Origin of the sequence: Methylobacterium sp. 37f, assembly GCF_023093475.1 — a bacterium.
Classification (GTDB): domain Bacteria; phylum Pseudomonadota; class Alphaproteobacteria; order Rhizobiales; family Beijerinckiaceae; genus Methylobacterium.
On record NZ_JAGHKN010000070.1, the window covers coordinates 1 to 9,593 of the forward strand.

Genomic DNA, 9,593 nt, shown 5'->3' on the forward strand with positions numbered 1-9,593 from the left:
CACATGACCCGGCGCTTGTCCCAGGTCTCGCCCCGGAGCACGACCCGGATGGATGCCGTCACCTGGCTCACCTACGATGAGCTTGCCGAACGCCTCGGGATCGAGCGCGAGAGCGCCCGTCAGCACGTCAAGCGCAAGCGCTGGGCGCGTCGGCCGGGCAATGACGGCAAGGTCCGCATCGGTGTGCCAGACGAGGCCCTTGGAGAGCGTTCTGACGCTGGTGAGGGCGAGACAGTCCCGGTTCAAGAGCCGGAGCACGTCCCGGTTCAGCCCCCGGCACATGACCCGGGCGTGACGGAGGTTCTGACCCGGCACATCGAGCGCCTTGAAGTCGCCCTTGAGGCAGCACTGGCCCGGGCCGCAGATCGCGATGTCGTGGCGTCGGATCGGGATGCAGTAGCGGGTGAACGCGATGTGCTCACGGTCCAGGTCGAGGCGCTAAGGGCGGCTCTGGCAGCATCCGAGAAGGATCGGGATCGCTGGCACGAGACCGCAACGCGCATCCCAGAGCCGGTAGCGCATCGTCCGTGGTGGCGTCGGCTAGCGGGCTGAGCCCACGCGACTAAGGACACCACCTCCTTCGCGACGAAGCGCGCTTTGAGCACGACTGCCAAGCGCTCTACGGGCCGGCAGCCGGTCAGTTCGTGGAGGAAATCTACGCGATGAAGGAAAGCCGGGAACTGCGAGCGCCAGACATTCTGGGTGTCTTGCTGATCTGCGATTGCGAGATACGCCGTCCTGGCACGCAATCTGGCACATTCGGGTTGGACCACCTCGATCAGGCGGCCCTCTTGAGCGAGGCGTAGCAGACAGCTGAGACTGCCCTGCGGGATCTGGGAGCACCAGGCGGTTGATGGGGATGGAGACCCGGGTCAGCGGGAGCTTCACGGGCTCACAGACCGGCTCCAATGGTGCCGAGGGAGCTTCGGGCTCAGCAGGCGCTGGCGCCCGCTGACGAGCTTCCTGGACCGCTTCGCGGGCCTTCTGGTGAAGCTCTTTCGCCAACGCCCGGATACCGTTCGTCATCGTGAGCGTCGGGCCGTCGAAGCTCAAGCGCCACGGGGAGCCGGGACGGGCACAGGCGAAGCGGTCGCGGATGCCCGGCAGCGCGAGCCACGACCTCTTGGTGCAGTAGGAGGCCCAGCCACAATCCACGTCGAGCCTGAACTTGATCTGGAACTTTGCGGCCGGTCCGGTCCAAGGCCCCATGGCTCGCCGTAGTGCCTGCCGAAGACGAACGAGGCTGCGGCGACTGGTGCAGGCGAGACCCAGCGCGCCATGAAGGTGTAATCGAAGCTTACCGTCCTTCCACTCCTCTTCAATCGTGGCGAGCAACGCGACCGGCCCGAAGGCAGCACCGAGAGCTTCCACGACGCGCTTGCGGAGCCACAGGAGCGGCTTGCCGGTCGCGTAGGCCCGTTCGCTAATTTCGGTGGAGCACCAGGCTGTGAAGGCGACGACCGGGCCGAGCGCCTGTAGGGCTTCAAAGGCGAAGTGGCCCTGCACTTCATCCGTTAGGTAGCGCCAAGGAGATGGTGCCTTAGTCATGAAGGCGGGCAAAGGGCCTGAAGGCTCATCCCCCTTAAGCACACCTACTATAGCTGACACGCCACTCTGGACCGGCGAGATGCCCTTCTTGATGCTGTTAAGTGCTTTGTATTCTAGAAGAAAATGCCGGTCTGCGAGTAGGCTGATACGGCGCGGCTTAGCCCGCTTTTTTTGCGCATCCAACGCCGAGCCGCCGCAAGGGTGCGCGTCGGCTTGCATGGATAGCGAGGAAATATTACCTATTAAGAGCATCGTGTTGAAAGAGCCGTTCGCCCTGGCCGGGGCGAGCGGCTCACTCCTTTCAGGCTGCGATCTTGTCGGCTTCCGGGTCGTTCCTGCGCACCCCGACCACGCGGACTGACTGGAGCAGCCGCGGGTCCAGCACGATGTCCAGGTCGTCAGGCGTGCCGCAGATGACGGCGCCAGCGGAAGCCTGGGTCGCCAGCAGGACGTGATCTCCGACATGCTCGCTAGCAGCTGACGTGACGAGCCACAGCGAAGTGGCAAGTTCGCGCTCCGGGGTCCACCAGCAGCCGACGCGGCCCGCGCGGTAGTCCTGCAATGACTGCGCCCGGTAGAGCAGCGTGGGCATCGAGTCGGACGGGGCCGGGAGCAGGAGGGCGAGACCATCCGCCAGCAGATGATCCTGGCCGAGCAGGTCCAGCGTCAGGGTCCGCTTAAGACCGAACGCATCGGACGCGCTGCTGCACCACGCAGCCTGGAAAGCGTCCTGGATGACGCTGGGCATGGTCTCGAGGGCCAACAGTCCCGGCAAGGCAGCCGCCCAGCCGCCCGCCCACGTCAACTGGACAGCGGCGCCCAAGAAGGCGTCTGCGTCGCCCTGAGCAGCACCAGCTACCAGACGCTGAAGCACGTCGTCGCGGTGCTGGTTTTCGAGAGCAAGGCGAACGATGTTCACGACCGTGCCTCCCCAGCGGGGGCAAGCTCGACGGTCACGGCATTGACGATGGGGCGCATGATCTGAGCCGCATGCTTGCGAAGCAAGCGAGCGAAGTCAGTCGCGATGCTCGCAGTAGTCGCGGTCCGGAGCGTGATTTCGCCAGTCTCGCCGTCCTTGATGGCGAACGTGACGGCCTTCACATGGCGACCGATATAGACCCAGTGGTCGCGACCCAAAGGCACGCCCGTGCCGCTGTTGGACTTAAATTCTAAGCCCAGAAGAGGCGCGCTGCCGGTCGCGGCGTCGATCACAGCGGCGATGAGACGAGCCTGATCTCCATCCAAAAGGGGCAGGCTGGCATCGCGGATCGAGACGAACAGGAGGTCGTCGTCCACGACAGCGACTTCGGCAAAGCCGGGAAGCGTATCGTCAATCTCGCCTGCCTCAATGGCCTGGCGGATCGCGTGCTCCACGACCTCGACGGCAGAAACGCCGCGCCGATCAGCGAGAGCACGAAGCTGGGTGAGGCGTTCGGCAGGGAGACCAACGGACGTCTGCGTCGGCCTGATAATGCGGGTGGTCACTTTAAGCTTTCCATGTCTGATATTTTGGTCACAGACATGTGTGTGCTCAAAGCGCATCTTTCAAGAACAAGAAGTGAACAGATTTTTCGGATCAATGCGAATAGGCCGCATTCTCATAGATTTCGTGAGTAGAAATCTGCTGCGGGCACATACTAGACCCCCTACGGCAAAGCCACTTTTTTCTAAGACTTCGACATTTATCCCACTCTACTCGATAAAGAGGCTATCAGACACAATACTCATAGAGTTACAGATCGTCGTTTTTGTCTTCACCCTCACGAACAAGATCTTCATCGTCAATGAATGAAACAGCGTCTGATGTAACGTCGATCAGGGTGCCGTCGAGCGCGTCTTCTTCGTCCTGCTTCCGACGCATATCCTCAATCTCGCCGCGAGTCATGTCCCGGATCAACAGCACAGGCATTTCATCATCGCTCACATCATCGTCAGAAATCCCTAAAGCGCTACGCTTGAGACTGTGAAGTCTTTCGAGAGCAGCGGCGGCGTTGGTCAACATCTTGATTGCGGCGGCAGCGGCAAACGTCTGGCTCGGGTCAGCAGCGGCGGCGTCGAGCCGGTCCATGATCGCGCGCTCGACCTTCGCCGCGTTGGAGTAGGTGACTTCCCGGATCGTCTGGGCGCGTTCTGCGAGCGTTTCCACTTGCGCAGCCTGCTCCTCCATCACCCTTGCGGCGACCTGGACAGCGAGCGCCTTTGCGCTCTGGCCCTTCTCAATGCCACGCTTGGCAAAACGGGCCTGTAGGCCGCGCTCCGTCACGGCGAACCGGTGGGCAAGCTCAGGGAGCGTCGCGGAGCCGGAAGCCCATGCGGTCTCGGCCTCGGCCCATTGGTCATCCGCGAGCCGGGTGTAGCGGCGCTTCATGGACTGGGCGCTCACAGACTGGGATTCTCTTGAAATCACGATCAGCCCTCCTTCTGGGCGGCCAGGGCGCGGTGGACGGAGCCTTTGCCAATGCCGAGCCTGGTCGCGATGGCGCCCATGGACAGCCCCTCGGCCGCGAGCGCCTTGATCTCGTCTGCCTTGGCCCGTGCGGTAGGCTTGCGGCCCTTGTAGGCCCCTTCCGCCTTGGCCTTGGCAATGCCCTCGCGTTGGCGCTCCAGCATCATCTCCCGCTCGAACTGCGCGACCCCGCCGAGCACGGTGAGCACCAGCTTGCCGGTAGTGGTGGACGTGTCCACGCCCAGATTTTCAATCCGCAGGGCGACGCCCTTGGCTTCCAAGTCCGCGAGGATCGCGCCTAGGTGGGTGACGGAGCGGGCGAGCCGGTCGAGCTTCGTAACTACGAGGGTGTCGCCAGCGCGGACGATGCCGAGCGCGGCGTCGAGTTCCTTGCGAGGGCCTACGGATGACGCCTGCTCCTGGAACAGCTTCTCGCACCCGAGCGCCCGCAGATCGCGGATTTGGGCTTCGAGACCGGCTTCCTGTTCCAGGGTCGAGGTGCGGGCGTAGCCGATGAGCATGGCATTCCGTTCCAATGAATTCTTAGACATTCTCCTTCAGTCCGTTCCAAAAATCAACATGATTCTTTTGGAACGAATTTGACGCGCGACTGGAACGTTCCACATGGGCAAGCCCTATTGGAACGATGAGACCAGTGCACCGAATGCATGGGTATCGGTTGCTACGGGTGGGGAGCGGACCTTGGCCTTCTGCCCCGAAGCGGACACCGAACCATTGGAGTGCAGCAGTTCACCGTCTACCGGCAGAGGCCAAGCTGCCTCTGTCAACGATCTCGACCGCGCCACGACGTAGCTCGACCAGACCAGCCTCTGCCCATTGCGCCAGAATGCGGCTCACCACCTCGCGGACGCTGCCGATGTCATCGGCAAGCTTCTGGTGCGTCACCGCGACGATGCCTCGCGGATCGGCCTCGGCCAGGAGCCGTTGAGCGAGGCGCTGTTTCAAGGGCACGAAAGCGACCTCGTCGATCAGCGTGAATAGGCCAGTCATCAGCCGCGTGTAGTCGTCCAGGACAAAGCTGCGGAACGCAGCGCTTTCGGCCATCAAGTGCTGGAACGTGCCCACTGGGAGAGCCGCAAGCTCCGTCCGTTCCTCGGCTATGCTCTGGGCCGGGAAGGTGCCACCAGATAGGAGGCACTGCGTTGTCAGGGCACAGGTGCCCCCCGGACCAACCTTATAGATCAGCACCTCACGGCCGCCTTCCGACATCCGGAAGATGCGTGTGCGCCCCTCCAGGCACATCAAGTAGTTCGCGCATTCGCCATCCAGCTCGTAGGCAGTCGCGCCGGCCTCCAGCACCGGGAACTGCACCGTTCCGCGAGCGAGCTGCAGGTGCGCCGGGCTCAGGGCATGGATCAGCGGAAAACGGTCGATCCAGCGCTCGACCTTGTGTGCGTCCGTCATCACTGGCGCTGTCCCTCACCGTGACGAAGGGCGGATCGTCCGGTTCTTGTTGTGTTTTTCTCCCGCCCCGTCGGGATTGTGTGACCTGGGTCACCAACCCTGCGGGGCAGTTGAGCATAGCATGGGACACAACGAACACGACGTGAGTAGCCGGCCGACGCGCCAGGCGCGTCGATGGGAGCGATCACATGCGCCGTCTTGCCATAAGCTTCATGCTCGCAGCCCTTGCCGCCGGCCCCGCCGTTGCCGAGCAGGACCTCTTGCTCGGTGCCGACATGGGCTCTGCGGCGATGACGAAGGCCGAGATGACCCGTGCCGACGTCGAGGCGCTGATCGCCAAGGCCGACGGCAAGCCCATCGACCTTTCCGATAAGGCGCTCGCCGGCCTCGACCTGTCGGGCCTGAACCTCAAGGGTGCGAACCTGCGCACCGCCCGCCTCAACAAGGCCAACCTGCGCGGCGCCGACCTGTCGGGCGCGAACCTGGAGCAGGCCTGGTTCATCAAGGCCGACCTTTCCGGCGCCAAGCTCGTCGGCGCCAAGATGTTTGGCATCACCGCCCGCGACGCGAACCTCAGCGGGGCCGACCTCAGTCGCTCCATGCCCATCGGCGACTTCAAGGGCGCCAACATGGCCGGGGCGACGCTCGTCGACCTCAAGGGCGGAGCCGACATCAAGAACCAGTCCATGGGGCTGATGCGAGCCGTGTTCGTCTCGGTGAACCTCAAGGGCGCCAACCTCAAGAGAGCGAACCTCGGGCGCTCGCGCCTGGAATACGCCGACCTTACGGATGCGGACCTCACCGACGTGGTCCTGATGGGCTCGGACCTGTCGGGGGCCAACCTCACCGGCGCGACCATCACCGGGGCCGACTTCAAGAACGTCGACGTCACCGCTGCCCGTCTGATCGATCTCAAGGGTCAGGACAGCGCCAAGGACTGGTCGGCCCGCGTGAACGTCGACCGCGCCATCACGCAGGTCTCGAACTGAGCCTCGACTTCCACCTCCTGCCATCCATCACAGGAACACCATTCATGACCACCCGCCGCACCCTGCTCGCAGCCTTCGCCGTCGCCCCCATGCTGTTCGGAACCGCTGCCAGCGCTGCCGAGATGACCTACACGCTCGCCGCGTTCGAGGCCGCCCAGAAGGCCGACAAGCCAATCCTCGTGCACATCACCGCCCCGTGGTGCACCACCTGCGCCGCCCAGAAGCCGATCCTGTCGAAGCTTGAGGCCGACCCGAAGTTCAAGGACCTGCAGGTGTTCGACGTCGACTTCGACAGCCGCAAGGACGTGGTCAAGAAGTTTGGCGCCACGATGCAGAGCACGCTCATCACCTACAAGGGGACGAAGGAGACCGGGCGCTCGGCCGGCGAGACCAAGCCCGAGGCGATCTCATCGCTCCTCGACAAGGCGATCTGAGCCGTCATGCTCACGAGCTTGGGCCTCGCCTTCCTTGCCGGCATCCTCTCGGTGCTGTCCCCCTGCGTGCTGCCGTTGCTGCCGCTGGTGCTTGGCGCGGCGGCCTCAGAGCACAGGCTCGGCCCGGCGGCACTCGCCGCTGGCTTGGCGCTGTCCTTCGTGATCATTGGCCTGTTCGTGGCCACCGTCGGCTTCGCCATCGGCCTAGATGCCGGCATCTTCCGGACCGGCGCAGCCATCATGCTCATCCTCGTTGGGCTGATCCTGATGGTCCCGGCAGCACAAACACGGCTGGCCGTGGCCGCCGGCCCAGTGAGCAACTGGACGGAGAACCGGTTCGGCGGTTTCTCCACCGCCGGCCTGCTCGGTCAGTTCGGCGTCGGGGTGCTGCTTGGCGCTGTCTGGAGCCCCTGTGTCGGACCGACTCTTGGAGCGGCCTCGCTACTCGCCTCCCAGGGGCGAGACCTCGGTGCCGTCGCGCTGACAATGCTCCTATTCGGCGTCGGCGCGGCCCTGCCGCTGCTACTGCTCGGCACCCTGTCGCGCGAAGTGCTAATGCGCTGGCGCGACCGGATCATGGGGTTGGGCAAGGGGCTGAAGGCGGCGCTTGGTCTAGTTCTCGTCGCAACCGGCCTGATGATCGCCTCCGGCTATGACAAGGCGGCGGAGACCGCGCTGGTCAAAGCCTCGCCGGCTTGGCTGACCAACCTCACGACACGGATCTAAAACCGCCTGAGATCACTCCTGATCCAGCAAGTCCAAACGCACTGCTCCATCATCGCAGGTGTGCGTTTGGCGAGTTAGGTCGAGGCTACCCGAATTTCCGATGCCCGACGGAAACCTCTTCCCCAATCGCATTGAATGCAGCTTCAATCTGATCCAGGCGCGAGCGGTGATCGAGCCTGAACAGCCGGTCTACGCTTTCGCGCTTCCAGTTCAGCCTTCGCGCTAGTTCTGCCCGCGTCACGCCAGCAACACGCATCGCCTGATAAAGGCCAGCCTTTAGCGAGGTAAGGGCGGAAAGCCGCACAGCTGCTGCATCTGCTGCATCCATTTTCTGCTCAAGATCAGGCTTGAAAGGAGCAGGAATTGCCTCGCCTGCACTTATGCGAGCGCCTACTGCTTCTTCAAATGCTTTACGTGCATTTACGATAGCTTCCTCGCGTGTTTCCGCAAAAGTCGTGAACTCGGGAAATACAGGCGATGTAACAAGAAAAGTGTCGTTGTCGTCCGGCGTGAGATGGATCGGATAGATCAGCATCACTTCAATCCCAGATCTTTTTTTATTTTGTTTACAAGCCCGGTGCCTAGCTCCTTGCGAGAGCTGTGCATGGGTAGCTGAGACGTCATTCCCTTCCTACGAACGGTCAGATGTCCGGAACCGCCTTTATGGCTTTCGAACTGGCACCCTTGGGCGGCCAGCCATTTTTTGAGTTCCTGAGCATTCATAAAAGGTAGGGTAGTCCACAGAAGTGTGGAACTCAACAGAAGTGTTGAGTGTGGATAACTCGCAAGATACGCAGCAATTCCATGCACCTACCGCATGGCGATGCCGGTTCTCTCACTGCAGCCACCTCCCAAACCCCACCCTTCGATAGCCCCTTGCGGCGCTCGTCCAAGCCGAGGACGGGCTTTGAATGAATCATTTGTATTCGTGCCCGTGCGGCGGTGAACCCCACCCCCTGAACCGCGAAGCTCGAGCCATGACGTCCACGCCTTGGCGATGATGCGCACGATGTTCGTGTCGTTCCGGTAGCGGGAGACGCGCCGCTCCTGGACCGTCAAGAAGCCGAGTGCCCTCGCCTGTCGGATTGCTCGCTTCACAGTGGACTCGCTGACACCTGCGATGGCCGCCACGGCGCCGATCGCCATGCTGCAGGCGTTCCTCTTAGTGACCTCGACTGCGATCACTGCCAGTGCGGCTTGCTCGCCTGGAGTGAATTTGCAGGCGATGGCTGGCGGCATGCGACCGGCAGCTGCCCAGCGGCGAGACCGCTCCCGCGCCTCAGTCCGATCAGGGGGCCGCTGGTGCTTTCGCGGAAGGGGTGGCTGCCGCACGAGGGGCAGTCTACCGCCAGCGGCCGCCTGATCGGTCTTGTTAAGCAACCTGCGGGCATCGAGCGCCTCGGACAGGCGCAAAGCATCGTCGTCGTTAAGCTGCCCGGCGCTAACGGCAGCCCATAACGCCCGTGTGACATCATCGAGCGCAGCACCGTGCGCTTGGCCGATCATCTCGGCCATCCCCTCAAACCGCATAGCTCCGCCTCTCGGGTTCAGAACCCGTCGTGAAGGGGCGCGACACAGTCGGCAAAGCTCCGCCAATGCGGAAAACTCGCGTTTTCAGCTTGCAGAGCATCGAGTTTTCGGGAAGGATCAAGTCGCCAAACGTTGATCGATCCCGGCCCCGTGCCGGACGTGCAGCCCGCCCTAACCCGGCGGGTTGTTTCGTTTTATGGCCTCGACTCTCTCACAGCCGTGGTGCTGGTGACGATGGACGGCGAGATGAACCGCGTCAACGCCGGCCACGGTTGGCGAGCGTGCCCGTCGAGTTCTTAACGAGGCGTTTACCCTGAACCGCCCATGATCCGGGTCAGACCCTGGCACAGTGCCTGGATCAACACCGGCACATGACCCGGCGCTTGTCCCAGGTCTCGCCCCGGAGCACGACCCGGATGGATGCCGTCACCTGGCTCACCTACGATGAGCTTGCCGAACGCCTCGGGATCGAGCGCGAGAGCGCCCGTCAGCACG

At 63.0% G+C, this 9,593-nt stretch carries 11 protein-coding genes; 4 read left to right on the forward strand and 7 right to left on the reverse strand.

Translation table 11 applies throughout. The features are described 5' to 3' along the window. Positions 1-552: hypothetical protein (locus J7U37_RS24310; RefSeq protein ID WP_348773021.1), on the forward strand; the 552-nt coding region annotated here is incomplete at its 5' end. Between the two features lie 1,297 nt (positions 553-1,849). Here the strand turns inward: J7U37_RS24310 and J7U37_RS24315 are convergent. The 5 genes from J7U37_RS24315 to J7U37_RS24335 all read right to left on the reverse strand — a co-directional run bounded on the left by J7U37_RS24315 (position 1,850) and on the right by J7U37_RS24335 (position 5,419). Continuing rightward, positions 1,850-2,467: a hypothetical protein gene (locus J7U37_RS24315; protein WP_247637405.1), complete on the reverse strand. Its 618-nt coding sequence runs from the start codon at positions 2,465-2,467 to the stop codon at positions 1,850-1,852. Then, positions 2,464-3,033 (reverse strand): hypothetical protein, encoded by a 570-nt coding sequence (locus tag J7U37_RS24320; RefSeq protein WP_247637406.1) that lies wholly within the window; start codon positions 3,031-3,033, stop codon positions 2,464-2,466. The genes J7U37_RS24315 and J7U37_RS24320 overlap by 4 nt, the downstream gene beginning before the upstream one ends. Positions 3,034-3,280: 247 nt before the next feature. Continuing rightward, on the reverse strand, positions 3,281-3,916 hold the full coding sequence (locus J7U37_RS24325) for a hypothetical protein (RefSeq protein WP_247637407.1): 636 nt from the start codon (positions 3,914-3,916) through the stop codon (positions 3,281-3,283). A gap of 41 nt (positions 3,917-3,957) precedes the next feature. Beyond that, complete coding sequence (locus J7U37_RS24330; RefSeq protein ID WP_247637408.1) at positions 3,958-4,515, reverse strand: recombinase family protein; 558 nt, start codon at positions 4,513-4,515, stop codon at positions 3,958-3,960. 229 nt (positions 4,516-4,744) lie between these two features. Then, on the reverse strand, positions 4,745-5,419 hold the full coding sequence (locus J7U37_RS24335; protein WP_247637409.1) for a Crp/Fnr family transcriptional regulator: 675 nt from the start codon (positions 5,417-5,419) through the stop codon (positions 4,745-4,747). 188 nt (positions 5,420-5,607) lie between these two features. Here J7U37_RS24335 and J7U37_RS24340 point away from each other — a divergent pair, with 188 nt between their 5' ends. The 3 genes from J7U37_RS24340 to J7U37_RS24350 are packed head-to-tail and all read left to right on the forward strand — an operon-like array spanning position 5,608 to position 7,568. Further along, on the forward strand, positions 5,608-6,408 hold the full coding sequence (locus J7U37_RS24340) for a pentapeptide repeat-containing protein (RefSeq protein ID WP_247637410.1): 801 nt from the start codon (positions 5,608-5,610) through the stop codon (positions 6,406-6,408). A gap of 44 nt (positions 6,409-6,452) precedes the next feature. Further along, the gene (locus J7U37_RS24345; RefSeq protein ID WP_247637411.1) at positions 6,453-6,842 is read left to right on the forward strand and encodes a thioredoxin family protein; all 390 of its coding nucleotides are present in this window, start codon (positions 6,453-6,455) and stop codon (positions 6,840-6,842) included. 6 nt (positions 6,843-6,848) lie between these two features. After that, the gene (locus tag J7U37_RS24350) at positions 6,849-7,568 is read left to right on the forward strand and encodes a cytochrome c biogenesis protein CcdA (protein WP_247637412.1); all 720 of its coding nucleotides are present in this window, start codon (positions 6,849-6,851) and stop codon (positions 7,566-7,568) included. A gap of 85 nt (positions 7,569-7,653) precedes the next feature. Here the strand turns inward: J7U37_RS24350 and J7U37_RS24355 are convergent, their stop codons facing one another. Together J7U37_RS24355 and J7U37_RS24360 are read right to left on the reverse strand one after the other, a co-directional pair. Continuing rightward, on the reverse strand, positions 7,654-8,103 hold the full coding sequence (locus J7U37_RS24355) for a type II toxin-antitoxin system HicB family antitoxin (protein ID WP_247637413.1): 450 nt from the start codon (positions 8,101-8,103) through the stop codon (positions 7,654-7,656). Beyond that, positions 8,103-8,291, reverse strand: a complete 189-nt coding sequence (locus J7U37_RS24360) for a type II toxin-antitoxin system HicA family toxin (RefSeq protein ID WP_247637414.1) — start codon at positions 8,289-8,291, stop codon at positions 8,103-8,105. Before J7U37_RS24360 ends, J7U37_RS24355 begins: the two co-directional genes overlap by 1 nt. Positions 8,292-9,593: the final 1,302 nt, after the last annotated feature.

Bases quoted from the DNA above. Each gene is read 5' to 3' on its own strand.
- J7U37_RS24325 (WP_247637407.1), bottom strand. From the start codon at position 3,916: ATGAAGCGCCGCTACACCCGGCTCGCGGATGACCAATGGGCCGAGGCC.
- J7U37_RS24330 (WP_247637408.1), bottom strand. From the start codon at position 4,515: ATGCTCATCGGCTACGCCCGCACCTCGACCCTGGAACAGGAAGCCGGT.
- J7U37_RS24335 (WP_247637409.1), bottom strand. From the start codon at position 5,419: ATGACGGACGCACACAAGGTCGAGCGCTGGATCGACCGTTTTCCGCTG.
- J7U37_RS24340 (WP_247637410.1), top strand. From the start codon at position 5,608: ATGCGCCGTCTTGCCATAAGCTTCATGCTCGCAGCCCTTGCCGCCGGC.
- J7U37_RS24345 (WP_247637411.1), top strand. From the start codon at position 6,453: ATGACCACCCGCCGCACCCTGCTCGCAGCCTTCGCCGTCGCCCCCATG.
- J7U37_RS24350 (WP_247637412.1), top strand. From the start codon at position 6,849: ATGCTCACGAGCTTGGGCCTCGCCTTCCTTGCCGGCATCCTCTCGGTG.
- J7U37_RS24355 (WP_247637413.1), bottom strand. From the start codon at position 8,103: ATGCTGATCTATCCGATCCATCTCACGCCGGACGACAACGACACTTTT.
- J7U37_RS24360 (WP_247637414.1), bottom strand. From the start codon at position 8,291: ATGAATGCTCAGGAACTCAAAAAATGGCTGGCCGCCCAAGGGTGCCAG.